The sequence below is a fragment of the Stomatobaculum sp. genome, assembly GCF_057248925.1.
The window spans coordinates 1-24,271 of record NZ_DBHIHF010000009.1; the positions used below are offsets into that span (position 1 = coordinate 1).

The following is a 24,271-nucleotide window of genomic DNA, read 5'->3' on the forward strand; positions in this document are numbered from 1 at the left end:
CCCTCGTTGCGGTCTACCAGAAAGATCAGGATACCGATAACGTCGGCGGCGGCGGCGGAGGCGGCGGTGCCGGTGGCAGTGGCGGCGGCGGAACCAGAAACGGCGGACACCGCGCGACCATCAGCCCGAACAATGTCGCGCCGCTTCCGAAGAACAACGCAAAGCCGTCCGAGCCGACAGTCGACAACAAGCCTGCCACGACTGAGCCGACTCCGCAGAAGAATGCGGACCGGCAGGGCGACGGGAAGCTCGCGGAAAAGAACGGCGGTAAGAAGCCGACCGTAGCGCAGGGCACCGCGCTGCAGGGCAGAAAGCGCCGTCTCCCGAAGACAGGTGAGGCGCCGCTCGCGCTGAACTACGCAGGCCTTGCGCTCGGCATGCTGCTCGCAGGCTTCGCACTCGCGAAGAAGAAAGAAGAGCGGTAAAGAGCCGAAGAGCTAAAAGAACCGGCACTTGCAGGAAAAAACAGGCAAGAAGAAAGGCGCTGTGCGAAAGCACAGCGCCTTTTTGCGTGCGCAAGGCAGGGTGTTAGCCCCTGCTTTTGTACACCGGATAAATGGTTCCAAAGATGTAAATTTGTGGGAAACGCCTGTATTTCCCTGAATAAAACGACATAACAATGTAATAGTGTACAGTAAGATACGCGAGACAACCTTCATTTATTTGTAATAATTTAAGATTTACGATATACTGAGGAAAATAGAGTAAACGGAATGTCTTGCCGAAAGAAAGCATTTTTGTCTCTTATTTGTATACATAAATGCAAAACGCGGCGAAAAACCAAACTTAAGAAAATCGACAAAATGGAAGCCGAGGAGAAACCGAGGGACTTGTATGGGGGATATGACAGAAAAAAAGGATGAATATCTGGAGCTCTGCATACGCCTTCGACTGGCCTCACTCTTACTTTCAACGGCGGTTTATCTCCGCGGTATGCAGACGCGCGGCATTCTAAACCCGTCTGCTTGGGGTATCGTCATCGGCATGTTGGTGTCCTGTCTACTGGGAAATACCCTCTATCTACGGGCGGAGACCTTAAAAGAAGAGCGCAGCCGCCGCGCAATCGGCGCGATTCTGGGGATTGAGCTCGGGGCCTACGGTATCTTTATTTATATGAGCGGCGGGCTCTCGAGCTCCTATCTCTGGTACGGTTTTTGCTGTATTCTGATCAGTCTGAGCGGCAATCTGGGCAGCCGCATTTCCCTCGTTGCCGTGCTCTGGTGTTTCGGTTGCGCACTTGCGGGAAAGAGCGACGGCAATCCGGTGCGCCTCGAGAGCAATATTCTGGTCGGCGTGCTCGTCATGTTCGGCGCCTTCTATGTGTTGCGAAGCTCCGAAAATTCGGTCCGCGCGCGGCGCGAAGAACTGAAGGCATTAAACCTCTGCCTGGTCGAGGAAAACCGGCGTACCGAGCGCGCACTGGCTCGAGTTGCCGACATGTACGAGGGGTTTTCGCTCATGGCGATGAACGATGCCGAGCGGGTACTCAGCGAGCTCGCAACGCTGGTCGCGGGGAGTGTCTCACCGCACGGCGCCGTGCTACTCCGCTGGAGCGAGGAACAGACCATACAGGAAGTCATCATCCGCGGCATGCCCCAAAAGCAGGGGGAAGAGCTCGTGTCGCGCGCTGTCTCGCAGGAGGTCTGCCCAACGACGCTTAGGGCCAGCGGACAGACCTATGAGGTGTTTCCGCTCGAGAGCGGTGGGGGCGGCGGCATTCTGATGATGGAAGTCGCAAATCCGAACGATCTCGAAGCGGAAGGGCCGATTATGGCGGAGCTTACGCGTCGGGAACGAGAATTCTATGTGCGGCTCTGCGGCATCATTTTCCGCGGCCTTGACATGCAGAGCCAGATGGAGGCCTATATCTCGGCGGAAGAGAAGAATCGGATTGCCGACGAAATTCATGACACGGTTATTCAGAAGCTGTTCGGCTTAAATTGCGGCCTGAAGGAGTTGGAGCTCTTTGTGAAAGACGATGAGGCAAAGAAGCAGGACGCTTTAGAGCGCATCCTGACGCTCGAGACAACGGCGGCGCTCACCATGCGGGAACTGCGGGAGACGGTCTACGGGCGGCACTTTGCCGAGAGCGGCGAACAGAGTTTTACCGGGCGCCTGAACAGCTACATGGCGGAGGCAGAACGGCAATATGAGGTCGAAATTCCGATTGAGGTAGATGCCGGTGCAGAGACTCTGTCGGCAGCCCAGAAGACGGTTCTGTACCGCGTGGCCTGCGAGGCGGTCAACAATGCGGCGCGCCACGGCGGCGCGACTGAAATTTCGGTCGAAGTACACGCCGAAGATGACGGCTATGTGCTGACAGTCCGGGATAACGGCAGCGGTTTTCGGGAAGGACGCCCGGCAAGAACAGGGGGGAAGGGCATCCGGAGTATGAAGAAGGTTGCGGCACTGCTCGGCGGTATGCTCGCGTTAAAGAGCGCGCCGGGTGAGGGGACGGAAATCAGGCTCACCTTGCCGGTGAGCACGGGAAAGAGGGGGAGAGCATATGTATCTGGTCGTGGATGACCATCCGGTTTCGCGCAAGGGGTTGGAGCAAATTATACACATGTATTATCCGGAGGAGGAGATTCTGGAGGCGGGCACGGTGCATGAGGCAATGTCCTGTCTGGACAAATCCGCCGTGAGCATCGCCTTTGTCGATCTCCGCCTCGGCGAAGAGAGCGGGTTTGATTTGTTGAAGTGGCTCAAGGAGAGCCGCCGCGAGGTGAGAACCATCTGCATCACCTCTTCCTCCCGGGAGAGTGACTTTTTCCGCGCGCGGGAGATAGGCGTGGATGCCTATATCCTGAAAGATGCGTTCATTGAAGAGATTATGTTCGGCCTCCGCGCCGTGCAGCGCGGCAGTAAGTTCTACTCGAGTGCGCTGATGGAGAAGCTGAATCTGGCGGCCGAAGAGGAGAAAAAGCTCGAGAGTCTGACCGAGCGCGAAATTGAGGTGCTCTGCCTCATGAGCCAGGGCTGTTCCAACGCAGAAATCGGGAAGAGGCTCTTCATCACACTCGGCACCGTCAAAAAGCATGTGAGCAGCATACTCGGAAAGCTCGACTTAAAGAGCCGGGTCGAGGCGGCGGTCTTCGCCGGAAAATGTGGCGGCCTGCTCGCCTTGCAGGACTGAGGGCGCAGAGAGGAGGACCGGAGAGATGAGAAGACGGGGAAGACCGGAAAAATTACTGCCCGGCGCAGTGCTCACGCTTTGTCTTGCGGTCGTCGGGACGGGCTATGCCTATTGGAACGGTAATTTGCGGGTCGAAGAGAAGCTCTCGACCGGCGAGTTTGACTGCACATTTTCGGAGACCGGAAGTGTTACGGCGGAAATTCGCACGGCGGACAGGACAGAGACAGAGGAAGTGCCGGTACAGGTAACGACAGATGCCGTTGGCAAGAGCGCGGCGCTCACATTTCCGGAAGGTGTGCCGGAGGCTTTTTTAAACGGCGAGAAAGAACTCTGCATCCGCTGCCCGATTGCGGAAAAAGGCGTGAAGGTTAAGACCGGGGAGCCGGATTTTACGAAGGAAGGTGAGAAAGTCACGCTGACACCGGAGGCTGTCTACCTCGCGTTGCCGGAGGGCATTTACACGTTTGAGACGCCGGATGCCCGCTTTATGACGGCGCGGACGGCGGAACTCTATCAGAGCGCGGAAGAGATAGACGGCACGCTCTATGCCTGCCTGTATCTCCGCGCGGCGAAAGAGATTGCGCCGGTCGAGCTGCCAGAGCAGCTCGCCGTGACAGAGGAACAGCTCACAGCCCTGCCGCTTGCGGACTGCGATTTTCCGGAGAACGGCATCTGGGTCTCCTATGCGTTTGAGACCGGTTTGCTGCTCGAACAGGCGCAGGGCGGACAGACGGGGGATACAGTAGGGTTCGGCGCGCTCACGGCCTACGCGTACTGGACGGACAGGCTGAAACTCACGGGCAAGGCAGCCATACAGGTTCCGGTGAATCTCGTGTTGTATGATGCGGCAGGCGAGACGATACCGGACGGCGCATTGTTCGATGACCGCGCGACAGCGGCAAATGCCCGGAAAGCACAGGACACGGCAGAAGGCACGCCATGAATGTCGCCTTTCTGCTGCTCCTCGCAATGCTCGCGGGGAGCCTGATACCGGCAGTCAGAACCTTGACGGAGAGCAGTGCAGCTGTCTGTCTCTTGTATTACGGCGTGTCGGGGGGCGTGCTGTATGCAAGTGTACCGCGGGTTTCGGTACAGCGGCGCGTCGCGCTGCGGCGGAGTATGCGGCTTTATGCGCTGTCCGGCGCGGCTGTGTTTCTGGCACTCCGCTTTCTGACAGGGGTCTGTTTGAAGTGTCTGTCGGCGACGCCGTATGACACTTCGCTGCCGGGCATTGGTAAGAATATGCTGTGGCTCTTTGCGCCGCTCCTCGCAAAGGAGTGGGTGCGGAGCTACGGACTTGGGCTCAGTATGCGGCATATCCGCGGCCGCGCTTTGGCAGCGGTACTGCTGAGCCTCTTTTTGGCGCTGACGGAGCTGAATGTTTCAAGGATGCTTCGTCTCGGGAGTGCGGAGGACCTCTTTATTTTTGTGGCGAGTACCGTGCTGCCGACACTGGCGGACAGCGCGGTGCGCACCGGTCTCGTGCTCTTTGGCGGCATGGGCGCTTCGGTGGTATACGCGGGTGCAATCGGCGTGTTTCAGCATGTCTTTCCGTTTTTACCGGATTTGCCTTGGCTTGCGAGCAGTGCGATTGGCCTTTGTTTTCCAATCTTTTTTCTTCTCTATCTGCGGGAACAGTTCCGTGGAGAGGAATACGGCGCGCGAACGGAGCGGCAGGGTGTATCGTTTGCCTGGTATGCGGAACTTTTGTGTACGGTCGCCTTCTACTGGTTTTGCATCGGCGTGTTTCCGGTCTATCCGACCGTCATCCTGACGGGAAGCATGGAGCCCGGCATTCATCCGGGCGATGTAATTCTGGTGCGAAAGCTAAGCTCGGAGGAAGAGCTGGATGCGCTCTCGGCAGGCACGGTGATCAGCTATCATCGGGACAAAATCAGCATCACCCACCGGATTCAGGAAATCCGGGAAGATGAGGCCGGAAACCGGCAGTTTATCACCAAGGGCGACAACAATGCTTCGGCCGATGCAGCACCCGTCTCGCCGAATCAGATTGCGGGAAGAGTGATTCGCGTGGTGCCGCGGATCGGTATACCGGTGCTGCTCTTAAACAGCAGCCGGGAAGTGCCGGAAGAGATTCAGAGAGGACTGCGGGAGAAAAAGACAGGAACTTGAGACAAGAAGCAGGAATCGTGGGGGGCTACATGGAGAGAAAAGCGGGATGGCAGAGACCTGTATTTGACGGGCGGCGGAAATGCACGGCGGCGCTGCTTAGCGTGTTACTTTTGCTTGCGGGCGCACTGCTCTTTGTGAGCGCATTGCGGCGTCAGAGCAGCCTGGAAGAAAAAACGCTCTACAGCTATACGGTCGACGCGACCGGAACACCGAGGGTACATCTCCTCGAAAATTCGGTGTATCCGGGTGAGTGGCTTGAAAACGGCGAGGTCTATCCGGCGAGCCTCACCGACTATATCGAGTTTCAACTGAGCGCAAAGCTCGCGGGCAGCGGTGATGCGCGCGCGGTGAGTAGCGGAACTTATACGATAGGCGTGGAGCTGTCCGGCTATTACAGCACCGAGGGCGGGAAAAAGACAATCTTTACGAGGCAGTTCCCGCTCGAAGCGGGGGAAATCCCGGCGGGAGAGAACGGCGTAGCGGAACTTCAAAAGACCGTGCAGATCCGCCCGGCGGACTACAGCGAGAATCTCACGGAAATCGAAAAAGAACTCGGCGGCAGCTTTGAGCGGAGCTGTAAACTGGTCTTTTCGGGGACCTTTTCGCTGCAGTGCGCGGATAAGACCGCAGAGCAACCGTTTTCACTCGCGTTCTCGCTGCCGGTCGACCGCAAGAACACGTTTTACCAGCTGAATCCGGACGCGGATGGTTCCGAACAGGGCAGTATTACGACCAAAGAGCGGAAGACAGCGGCGCTGCCGTTCCTGCGTATGCTTGTCGGCGTGATATTTGTGCTCTCCGGTCTCGCCCTTCTGCTCACGGCCTTTTTGATCGCACGAAAGCCGACGGCGGAGGAGGTACAGGCACTCTTCCTGCGTCGCCTTCTTCGGAAGTACGGGAGCCGTCTGGTCTTTACGGACGCGGCCCTTCCGCTGCCGGACGACGCCGTCTCTGTGACAAGTCTCGAGAGCCTTCTCTTACTCGGGGAAGAGAGACGGCAGCCCGTCATGTGCTGTCCGGACAAAACGGGACTTCCGGCGGACGGCCTCTTCACGGTACAGGACGGAAGTCAGTGTTTCTTCTATCGGACAGCTGCATCCATACCACTTTCGGCGTAGAAAAAGCCCCACCAAAGTTCCCGAAAGGCGGAACCTTCGCCGGATGCCCGGGCAGCCGCTTTCCGCTAAACTAAGCTTGTAATCGGAAGCCGGAAGGGCTACAGGCAACGGAAAGAAAGGATGGTAGTGGGTATGAGAAGAGCAGGTAAGAAATCGATCATCGGCGGTCTCCTTGCATTGTCCATGGTTCTCGCGGGAACCGGCTATGCGTATTGGACGGATACGCTGAATGTCACCACCAAGGCGACGACGGGCGACTTTGGCATGACATTTGCAGACCTCGGCCTCTATGCGCAGTACGGCAACGAGATGACGCCGAACGGCTGGAGCATTGTCGACGGCATCGGCGATAAGGCCTATGTCAATGACAGCTTCTTCACGAGAGCGACCTCGGACTACAACAAGATCGCGCGCGACTACAGCGTTGACGCATATAAGGAGCACCAGAAGGGCTACAACAGCGTTGAGTTCAGCGCAGAGTTCGAGAAGCCGGAAGCAATCGCAAAGAATGTCGGACCGTACAACACAATCAACACGAAGGGCAGCCACCAGATTAACATCACGATCAACCAGATGTATCCGGGCTACGCACAGGCATTCCGCACGGATGTCCTGAATGTCGGCAGCATTGCGACGAAGCTCAGCAGCCTAAAGTTCAATGTGAAGGGTCTCGAGGACAGCGGCAAGGCAGCGGATATGCTCGGCATCGCGCTCTACATGGACGGCGAGCAGTATCATCCGACGATTGACGAGGGCAAGCCGGTCTTCAAGCTCGTAAACTCGCTCGCAGGCGAGGGCGACTACTTCACGGTCGGCGGCGTGGACTTCATCAGACTGTCCGCACTGAAGAAGCTCTCCGACGAAGAAATCCGCAAGGTCATCACGAACGCGACGATTCTCTGCAGCCCGGCAACGGACAACAGAATGGATCTGTTCCTCGCGGTCGCAATGGATCCGGATGCTGAGGGTGTCTACACGACCGGTTCCACGACGGTTCTCGCGAAGAATGACGACAAGGCAAGCCAGAAGAAGGCAGTCGAAGTCAGCATTGACTTCCTCTGGGATCAGTTCAATGTCGGCAAGGATGCAGGCAACCCGAACTACCTGGTGAAGCAGAATAAGTCCGAGAAGAGATAAGTCCTGATCGGTCTGAGACTGACTTGATGATAAAAGCCCCGGTTTTTCCGGTTTTATCCGGCAAAACCGGGGCTTTGTTGCGGGCGGCGAAGAGGGCAGGCGAGAAGCCTGAAATACCCCTTGACGCTTTCCGGAATTGTGCTATACTAAACAGGATTTCAATTTCACAACCGGGAGGGAGGTTAGGCCGTTTCATGTCAAACGTGATTGTGAAAGAAAATGAAAGTCTGGACAGCGCACTGAGACGTTTCAAGAGAAACTGTGCGAAGGCAGGCATTCAGCAGGAAATTCGCAAGAGAGAGCATTACGAGAAGCCCAGCGTCAGACGCAAGAAGAAGTCCGAGGCTGCAAGAAAGCGTAAATTCAACTAATGCATATTTGACGCCCGGTCTCAACGAGACCGGGCGTCTTGCACTTATGAGGGAGAGAAGATGGGAAGCACAGAGCAGACGATTGATATTCCCGCAGAGCTTGAGAAGAATGTCTGCGGGCACATGGATGTGAACCTCCATAAAATTGAGCGCACCTTGCAGGTCACGATGATTGAGCGCGACGGCAGCGTCAAGGTGATGGGCGAAGAGAGCAAGGTTCAGAAAGCCATCTCCGTGTTTACGAACCTGGTCGCACTCGCGCGGCGCGGTGAGACCATCTCGGAGCAGACAGTGAATTATGCACTCTCCCTGTCCTTTGCCGAAGGCGAGGAGAAGATACTCGAGATTGATCGCGAGATGATATGCCGCACCGCTTCCGGACGCCCGGTCAAACCGAAGACACTCGGACAGAAGGCGTATGTGGACAGTATCGCGCGGCGCATGATTACCTTCGGTATAGGCCCTGCGGGCACCGGCAAAACCTATCTCGCCATGGCCATGGCAATCCGCGCGTTCCGCGACGGCGACTGCGAGCGCATCATTTTGACGCGCCCCGCGATGGAGGCGGGCGAAAAGCTCGGCTTTCTCCCGGGCGACCTGCAGAGTAAGATTGATCCCTATCTCCGGCCGCTCTACGATGCGCTCTACCAGATTATGGGTGCCGAGAGTTACCTCCACAACGCGGAAAAAGGTCTGATCGAGGTTGCACCGCTCGCCTACATGCGCGGACGCACCCTCGATAACGCCTACATCATCCTCGATGAAGCGCAAAACACGACGCCCGCACAGATGAAGATGTTTCTGACCCGCATCGGCTTCGGCTCAAAGGCGATTATCACGGGTGACCTCACCCAGAAAGATTTGCCGGCGGATGCCATCTCGGGTCTCGATACGGCGTCGCGCGTTCTCTCGAACATCGAGGAAATCGGCTTTTGCCGCCTCACAAGCCGCGACGTCGTGCGGCATCCGCTCGTGCAGCAGATTGTCGATGCCTATGAGAAGTATGAGGAAAAGGAGAGCGCCGAAAAGAAACGCCGCGCGGCCTATCAGAGAGAAAAGCGGGATGTCCGCGCGCGGAGGGAAAAGAGATGAGCCTCGAGCTTTGCTATGAGACGGAAGAGACCTTGGATCTTCCCTACGAAGAGATTGCGGAGAAGGTGATTGCCGCTTGCCTTTCGGCCGAGCACTGCCCGTTTGCAGCGGAGGTATCGCTCAGTTTTGTGGACGATGCGGCCATCCGCAGCTTGAATCGGGAGTTTCGGAACATTGACCGCGAGACCGATGTACTCTCGTTCCCGATGCTCGAATTCGAAGCGCCCGGCGCGTTTCCGGAGATCGGCGAAGAGGACAAAAATCCGGACACCGGCGAAGTGCCGCTCGGCGATATCGTGATCAATGTGGGGCGCGTGAAGTCGCAGGCGGCGGAGTACGGCCACAGTGAGACGCGGGAACTCGCCTTTTTACTGGCGCACAGCATGTTGCACCTGATGGGTTACGATCATATGGAGGAAGAGGAGCGCCTTTGCATGGAGTCCAGGCAGAGAGACATTCTCGATGGACTCGGCTACCGGCGCTGAGGGACAGTATGGAAGAGAGAAGAACGGGCAGCGTAGCAGCGGGAAAACCGAAAAAATCCGGCGGATTTCTGGCACAGGGGTCCATCTACGCGGCATCGGGTGTGATTTCGAGCCTGATCGGACTTGTGTACCGCATGCCGCTGACCAGAATCATCGGCGATGAGGGCAACGGCTACTACGCGGCGGCGTTTAATATCTATGCGATTATTCTGCTGCTCTCGTCCTACAGCCTGCCGCTCGCGGTCTCCAAACTGATTTCGGCGCGGGTCGGTGCAAAGAACTACCGGAACGCCGAGCGCATCCTGCGCGCCTCGCTGCTCTATGCGACGGTGGTCGGCGGCATAGGCTGTGCGGCGATTTTCTTCGGCGCGGACTGGCTGGCAGGCGCGCTTCTCCGGATTCCGGAGGCGGCCTACCCGCTCCGCGTGCTCGCGCCGACCGTCTGGATTGTGTCTTATCTCGGTGTGTGCCGCGGTTACTGGCAGGGACAGTCGACCATGGTGCCGACCGCGCTCTCTCAGATTATCGAGCAGATTTTGAACGCTCTGGTCAGTGTCGGCGCAGCCTACTTTTTGATGAAGTGGGCAATCGCGAAAGGCAAAGAGGAGTCAATGGCGCGCGCGTTCGGCGCGACCGGCGGCACCATCGGCACCGGTGTCGGCGCAGCCTCCGCGCTGTTACTCTTTGTTGTTCTGTTCCTGCTGAGCGCTAGACACAGAGCGCGGCGAGCGCGCCTCGATGTGCGGCACCGGGAGGAGAGTTACGAGGAGATTACGCGCCTTCTCGTGCTCACGGTCATTCCGGTGATACTCTCGACCGCCATTTACAATGTGAGCGGCATCCTTGACAATGCGCTCTTCGGACAGGCCATGTACGATCTCGGGCGGCAGGGTGAGATTGCCAAGCAGTACGGTGTCTACACCGGTAAGTACAAGCTCTTACTCAATGTCCCGATTATGATTGCCAATTCCCTCGGCTCGGCGCTCGTTCCGGCTTTAAGTCGCGCGGTCGGCGCAAGGCAGGGAGAGGAAGTCAAGCGGAACATCACACTTGCGATTCGCTTCTCGATGGTGGTTGCGATTCCGGCGGCGGTCGGCCTCGGCGTGATGGCAGACCCGCTGATTCCGCTGCTCTTCGGAAAGAGTGAGCTCGCCGTGTATATCATGCATCTCGGTTGCCTGAGCGTGGTACTCTATTCGCTCTCGACGGTCAGCAACGCCATTTTGCAGGGCACCAATCACATGCAGGTGCCTGTTATGCACGCGGCCTTGTCGCTCGGGATTCATGTGCTGACCCTTGAGGTGCTGCTTCGCATCTTTGAGCTCGGCATTGTCGGCGTCGTGATCGCGGACATGGTCTTTGCGCTCAGCATGTGCATTCTGAATGCGGCGAGCCTCCGCTCGCTCCTTCACTACCGGCAGGAAATCCGCAGAAGTTTCTTCCTGCCCGCACTCTGTGCGGCGCTGATGGGGCTCGTGACGGCCGGCGCTAAGATTTTCTTAAAGCGTTTCACGGGGCGCGTCGTGCTCTATACGCTGGTGCCCGTTTTTCTCGCGGTCGCGGTCTACGGCGCGTTGCTGCTGCTGACAGGTGCCATCCGCGAGAAAGAACTGTTGCGCTTTCCGAAGGGCGAGAGTCTCTGCCGCCTCGCGCGCAAGCTGCATCTCATCTGAGTTTGATAGGATTTGATAGGAGAACGCCATGAAGGTTCTGGTACTCGGCGGCGGTCCCGCGGGAATGACTGCCGCCCTCGCCGCGGCGAGAGCGGGCGCTGAGGTTTCGCTGCTCGAGCAAAACGAGCGCATCGGAAAAAAGTTATTGCTGACCGGTAACGGCAAATGCAATTACACGAATCTGGAGCTCGACGCCGCGCGCTATGACACCGACGGTCCCGACTTTCTGCGGGAGCTAATCAAATGTTATCCGCCAAAGACCGTCATCCGTTTTCTCGAAGAACTCGGTGTCCCGCCCATCGCGCGGCACGGCGGCTGGATTTATCCGCACGCCGAGCAGGCGGCGGCTGTGCTGAACGCACTTCGCGCAGCGCTCGAGCGGGAGAAGGTGGCGGTACGGACAGGTACACGCGTTCTCGGCATACAGCGTGAAAAGAAGGGCGGGTTTTGGATTCAGACGGAAGAAAAGCCTCTGTACGCAGACCGCGTGATTCTGGCGCTCGGCGGCAGTGCGCTCGCAAAGACGGGATCAGACGGGAGCGGCTTTCGCTATGCCGAAGAACTCGGGCTGAAACTCGAAGCGCCGCGACCGGCCCTCTGCCCGCTTCGCTCTGCCGAGCGCGAAAACCCCTTTTTCCGCGCGGCCCAGGGCGTGCGGGTACCGGCGGAACTGACCCTTCTGGTCGACAACGCCGAGCGGGGGCGGGAGAGCGGTGAATTGCAGCTCACCAAAGAGGGGTTTTCGGGTATCGCTGTCTTTCAGCTCTCTCTGATAGCGGGGCGCGCCCTCGCGAAAAAGCGAAAGACAGAGCTCTGCATTAACTTCCTGCCGGATTTGACAGCGGACACGGACTATTTCGAAAAGCGGCTTTCAGCGCCGTTTGCGATCGATTTAGAGGCGGTCGGCAACGGCCTGGTGCCGAAAAATTTGTGGGGCGCCTTGCTTCGGCGCGCAGCGCTATCGCCGCAGCAGGCGGTGAAGCAGAGAGACCGGGAGCTTGCCAAACGGCTCTCCGCAGCGCTCACGGCATCCCGTTTTATCGTGCAGGGGCTCGGTTCGCTTGAGAAAGCCCAGGTTTCGGCCGGCGGCATTGCCCTCTCGGAACTTTCGGGACAGAGCTTCTCGTTCCGGCGCGTTCCGGGACTGTATGCGGCGGGCGAAATTCTGAATGTGACCGGCCCCTGCGGCGGCTATAATCTCCATTGGTGCTTTGCGAGCGGCCTCTCGGCCGGGCAGAGCGCCGCCAGTGACGAGGTAAGGATATGAATCGCATTTTTTCAAACCAAAAAGGCGGGACTCTGCTCTGCTATGTCCCGGACGACAAAGCGGCACCGGGGATCGGTGCCATTTGTGCGCTTTTAAAGATTAAATACCGGGAGGTCGGGAGCGAGGCGCTGGATGAGCGAATCGGCGCGCTGGTGAGCGGAAAGCCGCAGAGCGCCGAAGCACACCGCGCGGCGGAGGCGGTCCCGGATGAAGTGCGCGCGAGAGCGCACGCCGAGCCCTTTGTGCTCTTTTGCGGATTCAGCGGCGCAACGCTCGACGCGTTTCTCGCGCAGACCAGAAAGCAGAAGCTTCGCCTGCCGCTAAAGGCAGCGCTCACCGAGACCAATGCGGGCTGGACGCTCCGCGAACTCTACGACGCAATCCGCGCCGAGCATGAAACCATGACGGGGGAAGTGCTCTGATGGCCGTTCTGCTCAACAATGTGACGCTCCCCGTGCGGCATACGGAGGAAATGCTCCGGAAAAAGGTCGCGAAACTCTTACACCTTTCTTTGCGGGAGCTCGGCGAGATTGAAATTGTGCGGCGCTCCATAGATGCGCGGAAAAAGCCGGAGCTTTTTTATGTCTATTTGCTGCGGCTTTGCCTCCCGAAAGAGGAGCGTTTCCGGAAGTTTCCGAATGTCACGCTCGACACGCGGCAGCCCTATGTGCTGCCGCCGCAGGGCGAGGCCCGTCTTATGTCGCGCCCTGTGATCATCGGCACGGGACCGGCCGGCCTCTTTGCGGGACTCATGCTCGCCGAGGCGGGGTATCAGCCCATCCTCCTGGAGCGCGGTCTGCCCGCCGCCGCGCGAAAGGCGGCAGTCGATGCGTTCTGGGCGGGAGAACCGTTAAATCCGGACTGCAATGTCTCCTTCGGCGAGGGCGGGGCCGGCACCTTTTCCGACGGAAAATTGAATACGCTCGTCAAGGACAATGCCGGGCGGAACCGGAAAGTGCTGGAGCTCTTTTGCCGCTTCGGCGCGGACAGCTCGATTCTCTATGAGCAGAAGCCGCATGTCGGCACCGACCGCCTGATTTCGATTGTGACAGCGATGCGGGAGGAGATTCTGCGCCTCGGCGGCGAGGTCCGCTTTTCTTCGCGCGCCGCGGATTTTTGTGTCGAAGCGGACAAGCTCTCGGCGGTGCTGGTCGAGAGGGCGGACGGCACGCGCTACGAACTCAAAACGGAGGTGCTGATTGCCGCGACCGGCCACTCAGCGCGGGATACCTTTCGCGTGCTCGCGTCGCGCGGATTTTCGATGGAAGCCAAGGCTTTTGCGGTCGGCTTTCGCGTACAACACCGCCAAAGAGATATCTCGCTTTCGCAGTACGGAGAACGCGAGGCGGACTTTTTGCCGCCGGCACCGTATAAACTCGCGGCGAAAACTTCCGTCGGGCGCGGCGTCTACAGCTTTTGCATGTGCCCGGGCGGGTTTGTGGTCAATGCCTCGAGCGAAGTAGGCGGCACGGTCGTAAACGGCATGAGCTATGCCGACCGCGGGTCGGAGAATGCCAACGCCGCCATCATCGTTTCGGTCACGCCCGAGGACTTTCGGCGCTACGGCACGGGCGCACTCGCAGGTCTTGCCTTCCAGGAAGAACTGGAAAAACGCGCGTTTCTCGCAGGGCAGGGAAAAATTCCGGTGCAGCTCTACGGCGATTTTCTCTCCGGGAGAGAGAGTCAGAGCTTTGGCGGCATTCAGCCCTGTTTTGCGGGGCAGTACCGGTTTTCGCGCTTAAACGGCATCCTCGATGCGCCGCTCGAGACGGCCTTTGTCGAGGGAATGACGCGCTTCGGGCGGCAAATCAAGGGGTTTGATGCGCCGGAGGTGATACTTGCCGGTGTCGAGAGCCGCACCTCCTCGCCGGTTCGGATTTTCCGGGATGCGGCGTTTCAGGCGAATGTGCGCGGCTTTTATCCCTGTGGCGAGGGTGCGGGGTATGCCGGCGGCATTACGAGCGCGGCGATGGACGGGCTCAAAGTCGCCGAAGCGGTGATCGCGCAGTATTGTCCGGCGTGGTAAGGTGCTGGCTTTGTGTAAAATGGTTTACATAAATATATTATGTTTCAAATGTAGCAGAAAGGTCTCAGGTCTATGGAGGAAAGCAAAAAGCAGTCGCTCTTTGTGGCGCAGTTAAAGGATACGATAGAAGAAAAGAAGAAGCGGCTCGGCCGTCCCGTGCGCTACCACATCACGACGATGGGGTGCCAGATGAATGCGCGCGACTCGGAGAAGCTCTCCGGCATTCTCGCGGAAATCGGCTGCGAGGAGATTCCGACCGAAGACGCCGACATTCTCCTCTTTAATACCTGCACGGTGCGGGAAAATGCCAACGAGAAGCTCTACGGGCATCTCGGTATCGTGAAGCATTTCAAAAAACTGAATCCGGATATGCTGATCGGGATTTGCGGCTGCATGATGCAGGAAAAGGACGAGGTGCTCCGGATTCAGAAGAAATATCGCTTTGTGGATCTTGTCTTCGGCACGCATAACATCTGGAAGTTTCCGGAGCTGCTCTACGCGGTCGAGGCCGAAAATCAGCGCGTCATTGATACGGCGGAGGAGCGGAACGGATTCCGGGATCACATGCCGGCGCGCCGCAAAATCTGGTTTAAGTCCGGCGTAAACATCATGTACGGCTGCAATAACTTCTGCACCTACTGCATTGTCCCCTATGTGCGCGGCAGAGAGCAGTCCCGCGAGGCAGAGGACATTGTGCGCGAGGTAAAGGCGCTCGTCGAGGACGGCGTAAAAGAAATCATGCTGCTCGGCCAGAATGTCAATTCCTACGGTAAGGGGCTTTCAAACGGCGAGACCTTTGCCTCTCTCCTCGAGCGGGTCTGCGCGGTCGAGGGCCTGGAGCGCGTCCGCTTTATGACGCCGCACCCGAAGGATTTGTCGGATGAGCTGATTCAGGTCATCAAGCGAAATCCGAAAATCTGCCGCCACATTCACCTGCCGCTCCAGTCGGGCAGCAGCAAGATTTTGCAGCGCATGAATCGCCGGTATACCAAGGAGTCTTATCTCGCCCTGGTCGACAAAATTCACCGGGAACTACCGGAAGTCGGCCTCACGACGGACATCATTGTCGGCTTTCCCGGCGAGACCGAGGAAGATTTTCAGGATACGCTCGAAGTCGTGTCCCGCGCGGGGTACCAGGCGGCGTTCACCTTCATCTATTCCAAGCGGAGCGGAACACCGGCTGCGGAGTTTGAAGATCAGGTGCCGGAAGATGTTGTCGCGGACCGCATGCAGCGACTCATTGCGCTGGTGCAGCAGTTCGCCTCGAAGGCGGCCGACCGCGACGAGGGCAAGGTGGAACCGGTTCTGGTCGAAGAAGTGAATCCGCAGCGCGCGGGCTATGTGACCGGGCGGCTCTCAAATAACCTGATGGTCCATTTTCCGGGCGATGAGAGCTTAATCGGGCAGATGGTTCCGGTTCTGCTTAAGGAGTCCAAGGGCTTTTACTACATGGGAGAGAGGAGAGACTAAAGTGGCGCTTTCGCCGATGATGACGCACTATCTGGAGACCAAGAAGGCCTATCCGGACTGCCTTTTGTTCTATCGCCTCGGCGATTTCTACGAGATGTTTTTTGAAGACGCGCGCCTTGCGTCAAAGGAGCTCGAACTCACGCTGACAGGAAAAGAGTGCGGCCTCGAGGAGAGAGCGCCGATGTGCGGCGTCCCGTTTCACGCCGCCGACGCCTACATCAACCGCCTGGTGAAGCGGGGCTATAAGGTCGCGGTCGCCGAGCAGATGGAAGACCCGAAGCTCGCAAAGGGTCTTGTAAAGCGCGAAGTGATTCGCGTCGTGACGCCCGGCACCGTGACGGCGGCAGGCGCTCTCGAGGAGGAGAAGAATAACTATCTCGCCGCGGTTTCGGAGGAAAACGGCCGCTACGGCCTTGCCTTTGCGGACATTTCGACGGGAAGCTTTTTCGTGACGGAGGCGGACGGCCGGAAGGAACTCGGGGACATTCTGGCGGAGTTTCATCCGGCGGAACTGCTGAAAAGAAAGACTCTCTCGCTCGATGGCTGCCTCCGGCATGAGGAGGAGCTTGCAGTCAGCGAGTTGCCGGACAGCGCCTTTCTCCGGGACAATGCGGTCTCGCTGCTCACCGAACACTTCCGCGCGGCGACCACGGAGGCGCTCGGTCTCTCCGATTATCCGCTCGGCACGCTCGCGGCGGGCGCGGCGCTTCGCTATCTCTACGACACGCAGAAAAACCGCTGCGAACTGATTACCGAGCTGAAAGCTTACCGGGGCAACGCCTATCTCTTCATCGATGCCGCCTCCAGACGGAATCTGGAACTCACAGAGACCCTTCGCGACAAGAATAAGCATGGGTCTCTGCTTTGGGTGCTGGACCGCACGAAGACGGCGATGGGGGCGCGCTTTTTAAGAAATCTTCTGGAAAAACCGCTGCTCGGCATACCGGAAATTGAAGCGAGACAGGATGCGATTCAGGAATTTCTGTCCCGCTACATTGACCGCGAGGAGCTGAGAGAGTATCTCGCGCCGATTTACGATATGGAGCGGCTCATGGGGCGCATCACGCTCGGCAGCGCAAATGCGCGGGATATGCTGGCGTTCGGCAGTTCCATTGCGGCGCTGCCGCCGATTAAGGACTTGTTACAGAGTTTTTCGGCACCGCTTCTCCGGAGCTTTTCGCAGTCGCTCGACGACTTAAGGGATCTCTCTGCGCTCCTTAATCGCGCCATTGCGGACGATCCGCCGCTCACACTCCGCGAAGGGCATATCATCAAAGACGGCTATCACGAGGATGTGGACCGCTACCGCCGCGCGAGCACCGAGGGCAAGCAGTGGCTCGCCGAACTCGAGGAGCGGGAGCGGAATAAGACCGGCATTAAGAATCTCCGCATCAAATACAACAAGGTCTTCGGCTATTATTTCGAGGTCACAAAGTCGGCGCTCTCCCAGGTGCCGGACTATTTTCAGCGGCGGCAGACACTGGCGAACGCCGAGCGCTATACGACCGAGGAGCTCGGAAAACTCGAGGAGAGCATACTCGGCGCAGAGGAGAAGCTCCTGACGCTCGAGTTTGATTTATTCCAGGAGGTAAGACAGAAGCTTTCCGCGGAGGTCGCGCGCATTCAGACGAGTGCCGGCATCATTGCCTATCTCGACGCCCTGCTTTCTCTCGCCGATGTCGCGGAGCGCTATCAATATGTGCGCCCGAAACTGACGGCGGACGGTCCGCTCCGCATCTTGGGCGGGCGGCATCCGGTGGTGGAGCGCATGATGGAGAGCGGCCGCTTTGTCGAAAACGATACCTTGCTCGACAGCGAGGAAAATCGCATTGCCGTGATCACGGGACCGAATATGGCCGGAAAGTCCACCTATATGCGCCAGACGGCCCTGATTGCCCTGCTCGCGCAGACAGGTTCCTTTGTCCCGGCAACCGAGGCGGAGATCGGTATCTCCGACCGCATCTTCACGCGCGTCGGCGCCTCGGATGATCTTGCGTCCGGGCAGTCGACCTTCATGGTGGAGATGACCGAGGTCGCCAACATTCTCCGCAATGCGACAAAGCGGAGTTTAATTATTCTCGATGAAATCGGCCGCGGCACTTCGACCTTCGACGGACTCTCGATTGCCTGGGCGGTGGTCGAATATCTCGCGACCGGGCGACTTGCCGGCGCAAAGACGCTGTTTGCGACCCACTACCACGAGCTGACCGAGCTCGAGGGGAGCATTCCGGGTGTTCACAACTACTGCATCGCCGTAAAAGAGCAGGGCGACACGATTGCCTTTCTCCGGAAAATCGTAAAAGGCGGTGCGGATCAGAGCTACGGCATTCAGGTCGCAAAGCTCGCGGGTGTGCCGGAGACGGTGACAGCGAGAGCGCGGGAGATTGCGGCGGAGCTTTCCGGGGCGGACATTGCGGCGCGCGCCAAGGAACTTGCGGCGCGGGGGCAGGAGACTGTAGCTTCTCCGGCTGAACCTGCGCCCTGTGAGGCGCCCTTACAGCCCGCGGAGCGCGACATACTCGAGAGACTTAAGAAGGCCGATCTCTCGGAACTCACGCCGCGTGCGGCGATTGATTTTCTCTATCAGTTGCAGGAGGCGCTATGAGCATTCAGCTTCTCGACGAGTCAACCATCAACAAAATCGCGGCGGGCGAAGTTATTGAGCGCCCGGCCTCGATTGTGAAAGAGCTTGCGGAAAATGCAATCGATGCCGATGCGAGTGTCATCACGATTGAAATTCGCGACGGCGGCATCGCGATGATACGGGTGACGGACAACGGGAGCGGTATTGCGGCCGATGAGGTGCCGACCGCCTTTCTTCGCCATGCGACTTCCAAAATCCGTACGGCGGAGGACATTCACCATGTGCAGAGTCTCGGCTTTCGCGGCGAGGCGCTCGCAAGCATCGCGGCGGTCGCGCGAATCGAGCTCATCACGAAGCAGCGGGAAGCATTGACCGGTGTCCGCTATACGGCGGAGGGCGGGCAGCAGACGGCACTCGAGGAAATCGGCGCACCGGCCGGGACGACGGTGATTGCCCGCGATCTCTTTTTCAATACGCCAGTTCGTCGCGGCTTCTTAAAGGCAGCGGTCACGGAGACCGCCCATGTCGCGGCGCTCGCCGAGGAGCTTGCGCTTTCACACCCGGAGGTCTCGATTCGCTTTCTCGCGAACGGCCAGAGCCGTTTCCACACGAGCGGCAACCGGGAAGTGAAGGACATTATTTACCAGCTTTACGGGAGAGAGATTGCGACCAAACTCCTTCCCGTCGAGCGGGAGGAAAAGGGGCTCTCGGTGCACGGCTTTATCGGAAGGCCCGAGATTTCAAGGGGCAGTCGCGCGCTCGAACACTACTGCATCAACGGGCGCTATATCAAGAGCCCGCTGCTCTCGAAGGCCATCGAGGACGGCTACGGTGACCGCATGATGCAGCATAACTTCCCCTTTGCTGTCCTGTTTCTTACAACAAAGCCCGAGGTTGTCGATGTCAATGTGCATCCGACCAAGCGGGAGGTGCGCTTCTCGGACGGTCAGGCGCTGTATCTCTTTCTCCGGGCCGCAGTCGAGGAGGCACTGCAACGCGCGGAGTTGATTCGCCTCTCCGCGCTCTCGGAAGAGCGGCGTACCGTACCGGACGTATCCCGGAAAAAGGCGGAAAAGCCGCCGGAGCCGTTTGAGACGAAGCGCTTACAGGCAGAGAGACAGCAGGAAGAAGCGGAGAAAGAACTCTCTCTTTCCTCTTTTCTCTCGGCCTACGGGCAGCGGCAGTTGAATCAGAGCGCGGAAACAGAGCGCAGTACAAATCGGCCGGAACAGACAGAGCAGCCCTTGCAGCGGGGTGCGGCAGAAGAAGAGCGGGCAGAGCGCAAAGAGCAGGAGACAGGCGGCGGGACAGAGCGGGCTGTCGCCGAAGAAAAGCCGGCCTTTGAGACCGTGGAGCGCGGCGGACAGTATGCGCTGTTTCGCCCCGAGGAGCGGCAGCATCTTCGTCTGGTCGGTGCGGTCTTTGATACTTACTGGATTGCCGAGCGCGGCAATTCGATGTATCTCATAGACCAGCATGCGGCGCATGAGAAGGTGAACTATGAGAGGTTATTGCGGGACTACCGGCAGCAGGCTGTGAGCGCGCAGCGCCTGGAACCGCCGCTCCTCCTCACCCTCAGTGCGGAAGAGGCAGCGCTTCTTACGGAGCAGCACGAGAGCTTTGAAAAAATAGGCTTTTCGATCGAGCACTTCGGCGGCTCCAGCTATGCGGTCCGCGCCGTGCCCGACATTTTGCCCTCGGTCTTAAAAGAAGAGCTCCTGAAAACGATGTTTGCGAGCCTGCTTGCGGGGCAGCGCGCCGACGATGTGCCGCTCCTCATCATCGAAAAGACCGCGTCCATGTCCTGCAAGGCGGCGATTAAGGGCAATCAGCACATCTCGCAGCAGGAGGCGGAGGCCTTACTCGACGAGCTCTTTGCGCTCGAGAATCCCTACAACTGCCCGCACGGCAGACCTACCATCATAGAACTCACGAAGACAGAGCTGGAACGGAGGTTTAAGCGCATTGTGTGAAAAACAGACGCTGATTGCGCTCACGGGGCCCACGGCGGTCGGCAAAACCGCGCTCTCGCTGGCACTCGCAAAAGCGCTCGACGGAGAAATTATCTCCGCCGACTCCATGCAGGTGTATCGGCACATGGACATCGGAACCGCAAAAATCACGGCGGCGGAGATGCAGGGCGTGCCGCATCACCTGATCGATATTCTGGAGCCGGAGGAGAATTTCGACGCAATGCGCTTTCAGAAACTCGCAAAGCAGGCCATCGAAGAGATACAGGCGCGCGGCAAGGTGCCGATTCTGGTCGGCGGCACCGGCTTTTATCTGCAGACCGTGCTCTATGAGGTTCCTTTTTCCGAGGAGAGTCGGGATGAGGCCGTACATGCGGCGCTGACGGAGCGAAGGGCGCGCGAGGGGATTGCGTCGCTCTACGCGGAACTTTCGGCAGTCGATCCGGACGCCGCGGCGCAAATTCATCCGAACAATGAGAAGAGAGTGCTTCGCGCCCTCGAATATTTCCTCAGCAGCGGCGAGCGGATTTCCCGCCACAATGCAGAGGCGAGAGAGCGGCAGTCCCCCTATGAACTCTCTTACTTTGTGCTGAATATGGAGAGACAGAGTCTCTACCGGCGCATCGATGCGCGGGTAGAGGCCATGTTTCGGGCGGGACTGGTCGAGGAAGTGCGTTCGCTCGCGGCGCGCGGGGTGCCGCGGACGGCGACATCGATGCAGGGCATAGGCTACCATGAGTTATTTGACTATCTGGACGGCAAAGCGGATCTTTTGCGTTGCAAAGAGCGCGTCAAGCTGGATACCAGGCATTTTGCCAAGCGTCAGCTCACCTGGTTTCGCAGGGAGCGGGATGCGGAGTGGTTTCTCCGGGAAGACTATGCCTCGGAGCAGGCCATCGCAGCGGAGATGCTTCGCCGCGTGGAAAAGAGAAGGGAAGAGACGAGATGAGTGCAGGATTGGACGAGAGTTTACTGGATATGTACCGCGCGGCGGGGCTGTCCGAACGCGTGTTAGCGCTCGGAGAGGCAGCGGAGGCGCAGTGCAAGGCGCGGTTTGCGGAAATTGATGCAATTGCGGAATACAACCAGATGAAAGTGCTGAACGCACTCCGCGAGCACCGCATCGGCGAAGCACACCTCTCGCCGAGCACGGGCTACGGCTACAACGACATCGGGCGGGATGCGCTTGAGGCGGTCTACGCCTCGGTCTTCGGGACGGAGGACGCCCTGGTCAGAGCGCAGCTTGTCAGCGGCACGCATGCGCTGACGGTCGCACTCTTCGGCAATCTCCGCCCGGGTGATGAAATCCTTTCGCCGGTCGGTAAGCCCTACGATACGCTTGATGAGGTCATCGGCATACGCCCGCAGCGCGGAAGTCTCCGAGAGTACGGCGTGAGCTATCGTCAGGCGGACTTAAAAGAGGACGGAAGTTTTGACTTTGATGCGATTCGGGACAGCATCAACGAGAAAACCAGACTGGTCGAGATTCAGCGATCCAAGGGCTACGCGGCCAGAAAAACACTTTCGGTCGCGGAGATTGCGGAGTTAATCCGTTTTGTCAAGTCGGTGAAACCGGATGTGATCTGCATGGTCGACAACTGCTACGGCGAGTTCGTGGAGCGGCGAGAGCCCAGCGAATTCGGTGCGGATTTGCTGGTGGGCTCCCTCATCAAGAATCCGGGCGGCGGTCTCGCGCCGATCGGCGGCTATATCGCAGGCAAGCGGGAGCTGATTGAAAATGCGGCCTACCGCTTGACGGCGCCGGGGCTCGGCAAGGAACTCGGGGCCTCGCTCGGCGTCACCAGACAGTTTTTCCAGGGGCTTTTTCTCGCTCCGACCGTGACGGCTTCTGCCGAAAAGGGAGCCATTTTTGCGGCGCAGCTTTATCAGAATCTCGGCTTCCCGGTCAATCCGCGCGCAGAGGAACTTCGGCATGACATCATCCAGTCGGTCGACTTAAAGTCCCCCGAAGCGCTCTCTGCCTTCTGTATCGGCATTCAGGCAGCGTCTCCGGTCGACAGTTTCGTGAAACCGGAGGCCTGGGACATGCCTGGCTATGAGGAACCGGTCATTATGGCGGCCGGAACTTTTGTCTCGGGCGCGTCGATCGAACTCTCGGCAGACGGCCCCATGCGTCCGCCGTATACCGCGTATTTCCAGGGCGGTCTCACCTATGCGCATGCGAAAATCGGCGTCCTGATGTCGCTCCAGAAGCTCGCGGACGCCGGACTCGTATAAACTGTGCTATAATAGACTTGTATTTCCTCGCTGTGCCTGGAGAGCTCGGGAGGAAAACAAATGAGAAAGTTGAGAGATATTCTGCCGGAGGAAAGACCTGCGGAGAAGGCGCGGCGTCTCGGCATTGCGAGCCTGGATGACCAGGAGCTTTTGGCACTGCTGCTCCGCAGCGGCTGCAGCGGACAGGATGTCACGGAACTCTCGGCTCTGGTGCTTGATTTAGAGCCACGCCGCGAGGGCTTGCTGGGACTCCTGCACAACAGCATGCAGGACTATATGCGGATTCGCGGCGTCGGCGAGGCAAAGGCTTTGCAGCTCGTCGCAATCGGTGAACTCTCGAAGCGCATCTGGCGGCGGGAAGCGGCGAAGAATCTGACTGCCGCGTTCGCCGACCCTTCGATTTGCGCGCGTTACTACATGGAGGCCCTCCGCCATCTCGAACAGGAGGAGCTCCATGCCGCCTTTCTCGACACCAAATTGCGGCTGATCTGTGACCGTCTGTTAAGTCGCGGCTCGGTCGATTCCTCGGTGGTATCCGTGCGGGAGCTCATGATTGCGGCGCTCCGCGCACGCGCCGTTCGTATGATTCTGATTCACAACCATCCGAGCGGTGATCCGCGCCCGAGCAAGGACGATCAGAAAGTCACTGCCGAAATACAGGAAGCGGCGCGTCTCATCGGCATTCCGCTGGAAGACCATATTGTCATCGGAGATAATGCCTACTACAGTTTTAAGGAGTGGGGTCTATTGTGAAAATATCGAATAACCGCCTGGTTCTCATTGTGCTCAGCGTATCCTGCGTCGGCATGATAGGACTTACGACAATCAAAAACGAGCAGTTGCGTCCGCTCCGGACAGCGGTCGGCTACCTGCTCATGCCGGTGCAGACCGGTGTGAACCGCGTGGGCAGCGCGGTCTATACGAATTTCAAGAACCAGGAACGGATGCGGACGGCACTCTCGGACAACGAGGCCCTCCGCAAGCAGGTCGCTTCTCTCACGATGGAGAATACGCGCCTGCAGAGCGACAGCTATGAGCTGCGCCGTCTGCGCGCGCTCTATGAGCTGAATCAGACCTACGGGCAGTACCGCATGACGGGGGCCCGCGTCATAGCAAAGGACACCGGCAACTGGTTCCATGTGTTCCGCATTGACAAGGGCGCGCGCGACGGCATCAAGCCTGACATGAACGTGGTCGGAGACGGCGGACTCATCGGCATTGTGACGGATGTCGGCGACAACTACGCGACGGTGCGCTCCATCATTGACGATGTGAGCCGCGTCAGCGCCATGGCGATACAGTCAAACGACACCTGCATTGTCTCGGGCAGCCTGCAGCTTTATGCCTCGGGCAAGTTGAAACTCAGCGATATCACCGATACGGCGGATATCAAGGACGGCGATGCGATTGTGACGAGCACCGTGAGTTCCAAATTCCTGCCGGGCATTCTGATCGGCTATGTCGGCGACCTGAAGACAGACCCGGATCGTCTGACCCGGAGCGGCACCCTGGTACCGGTCGCCGATTTCGAGACCATTCAGGATGTGCTGGTCGTACTCGATTTGAAGTCG

20 protein-coding genes and 1 pseudogene are annotated in these 24,271 nt (G+C 58.6%); all 21 read left to right on the forward strand.

Annotated features, from left to right (window positions below; genetic code table 11):
- Positions 1-425: LPXTG cell wall anchor domain-containing protein (locus ACO4XG_RS04295; RefSeq protein WP_485129657.1), on the forward strand; the 425-nt coding region annotated here is incomplete at its 5' end.
- Positions 426-834: 409 nt separating this feature from the next.
- Entirely contained in the window at positions 835-2,526 is a 1,692-nt protein-coding gene (locus tag ACO4XG_RS04300) for a sensor histidine kinase (protein ID WP_485129658.1), read from the forward strand.
- The gene (locus ACO4XG_RS04305) at positions 2,507-3,136 is read left to right on the forward strand and encodes a LuxR C-terminal-related transcriptional regulator (protein WP_308508314.1); all 630 of its coding nucleotides are present in this window, start codon (positions 2,507-2,509) and stop codon (positions 3,134-3,136) included. The genes ACO4XG_RS04300 and ACO4XG_RS04305 overlap by 20 nt, the downstream gene beginning before the upstream one ends.
- A gap of 25 nt (positions 3,137-3,161) precedes the next feature.
- Positions 3,162-4,079, forward strand: coding sequence for a hypothetical protein (locus ACO4XG_RS04310; RefSeq protein ID WP_308508313.1), 918 nt, complete (start codon positions 3,162-3,164; stop codon positions 4,077-4,079).
- Positions 4,076-5,269 (forward strand): signal peptidase I, encoded by a 1,194-nt coding sequence (locus tag ACO4XG_RS04315; protein ID WP_308508312.1) that lies wholly within the window; start codon positions 4,076-4,078, stop codon positions 5,267-5,269. Before ACO4XG_RS04310 ends, ACO4XG_RS04315 begins: the two co-directional genes overlap by 4 nt.
- A gap of 29 nt (positions 5,270-5,298) precedes the next feature.
- Positions 5,299-6,387, forward strand: coding sequence for a DUF5305 family protein (locus tag ACO4XG_RS04320; RefSeq protein ID WP_308508311.1), 1,089 nt, complete (start codon positions 5,299-5,301; stop codon positions 6,385-6,387).
- Positions 6,388-6,519: 132 nt separating this feature from the next.
- Complete coding sequence (locus ACO4XG_RS04325; RefSeq protein WP_308508310.1) at positions 6,520-7,524, forward strand: protein kinase family protein; 1,005 nt, start codon at positions 6,520-6,522, stop codon at positions 7,522-7,524.
- A 194-nt stretch (positions 7,525-7,718) separates the two neighbouring features.
- Positions 7,719-7,895 carry a 30S ribosomal protein S21 gene (gene rpsU / locus ACO4XG_RS04330; RefSeq protein ID WP_005539624.1) on the forward strand — a complete coding sequence of 59 codons (177 nt, stop codon included), beginning with the start codon at positions 7,719-7,721 and terminating at the stop codon, positions 7,893-7,895.
- A gap of 60 nt (positions 7,896-7,955) precedes the next feature.
- Positions 7,956-8,987, forward strand: a complete 1,032-nt coding sequence (locus ACO4XG_RS04335; RefSeq protein ID WP_308508309.1) for a PhoH family protein — start codon at positions 7,956-7,958, stop codon at positions 8,985-8,987.
- The gene (gene ybeY, locus ACO4XG_RS04340) at positions 8,984-9,472 is read left to right on the forward strand and encodes an rRNA maturation RNase YbeY (protein ID WP_308508308.1); all 489 of its coding nucleotides are present in this window, start codon (positions 8,984-8,986) and stop codon (positions 9,470-9,472) included. Before ACO4XG_RS04335 ends, ybeY begins: the two co-directional genes overlap by 4 nt.
- An 8-nt stretch (positions 9,473-9,480) precedes the next feature.
- On the forward strand, positions 9,481-11,145 hold the full coding sequence (locus ACO4XG_RS04345) for a putative polysaccharide biosynthesis protein (RefSeq protein WP_308508307.1): 1,665 nt from the start codon (positions 9,481-9,483) through the stop codon (positions 11,143-11,145).
- A 28-nt stretch (positions 11,146-11,173) separates the two neighbouring features.
- The gene (locus tag ACO4XG_RS04350) at positions 11,174-12,412 is read left to right on the forward strand and encodes a BaiN/RdsA family NAD(P)/FAD-dependent oxidoreductase (protein ID WP_308508306.1); all 1,239 of its coding nucleotides are present in this window, start codon (positions 11,174-11,176) and stop codon (positions 12,410-12,412) included.
- Complete coding sequence (locus ACO4XG_RS04355) at positions 12,409-12,834, forward strand: DUF3783 domain-containing protein (protein ID WP_308508305.1); 426 nt, start codon at positions 12,409-12,411, stop codon at positions 12,832-12,834. The genes ACO4XG_RS04350 and ACO4XG_RS04355 overlap by 4 nt, the downstream gene beginning before the upstream one ends.
- Positions 12,834-14,438, forward strand: a complete 1,605-nt coding sequence (locus tag ACO4XG_RS04360; protein ID WP_308508304.1) for an NAD(P)/FAD-dependent oxidoreductase — start codon at positions 12,834-12,836, stop codon at positions 14,436-14,438. Before ACO4XG_RS04355 ends, ACO4XG_RS04360 begins: the two co-directional genes overlap by 1 nt.
- 72 nt (positions 14,439-14,510) lie before the next feature.
- Complete coding sequence (gene miaB / locus ACO4XG_RS04365; protein WP_308508303.1) at positions 14,511-15,908, forward strand: tRNA (N6-isopentenyl adenosine(37)-C2)-methylthiotransferase MiaB; 1,398 nt, start codon at positions 14,511-14,513, stop codon at positions 15,906-15,908.
- Positions 15,909-15,924: 16 nt separating this feature from the next.
- The gene (gene mutS / locus ACO4XG_RS04370; protein WP_308508318.1) at positions 15,925-18,513 is read left to right on the forward strand and encodes a DNA mismatch repair protein MutS; all 2,589 of its coding nucleotides are present in this window, start codon (positions 15,925-15,927) and stop codon (positions 18,511-18,513) included.
- A complete protein-coding gene (gene mutL / locus ACO4XG_RS04375; RefSeq protein WP_308508302.1) occupies positions 18,510-20,465 on the forward strand; it encodes a DNA mismatch repair endonuclease MutL in 1,956 nt (651 codons plus the stop codon). Before mutS ends, mutL begins: the two co-directional genes overlap by 4 nt.
- Complete coding sequence (gene miaA / locus ACO4XG_RS04380) at positions 20,458-21,411, forward strand: tRNA (adenosine(37)-N6)-dimethylallyltransferase MiaA (RefSeq protein ID WP_308508301.1); 954 nt, start codon at positions 20,458-20,460, stop codon at positions 21,409-21,411. Before mutL ends, miaA begins: the two co-directional genes overlap by 8 nt.
- Positions 21,408-22,700 (forward strand): methionine gamma-lyase family protein, encoded by a 1,293-nt coding sequence (locus tag ACO4XG_RS04385; RefSeq protein ID WP_308508300.1) that lies wholly within the window; start codon positions 21,408-21,410, stop codon positions 22,698-22,700. Before miaA ends, ACO4XG_RS04385 begins: the two co-directional genes overlap by 4 nt.
- 60 nt (positions 22,701-22,760) lie before the next feature.
- The gene (gene radC, locus ACO4XG_RS04390; protein ID WP_009532156.1) at positions 22,761-23,453 is read left to right on the forward strand and encodes a RadC family protein; all 693 of its coding nucleotides are present in this window, start codon (positions 22,761-22,763) and stop codon (positions 23,451-23,453) included.
- Positions 23,450-24,268: pseudogene (gene mreC, locus ACO4XG_RS04395) on the forward strand (rod shape-determining protein MreC); the annotation flags it as partial. The gene radC and the pseudogene mreC, both read left to right, overlap by 4 nt.
- Positions 24,269-24,271 lie beyond the last annotated feature (3 nt).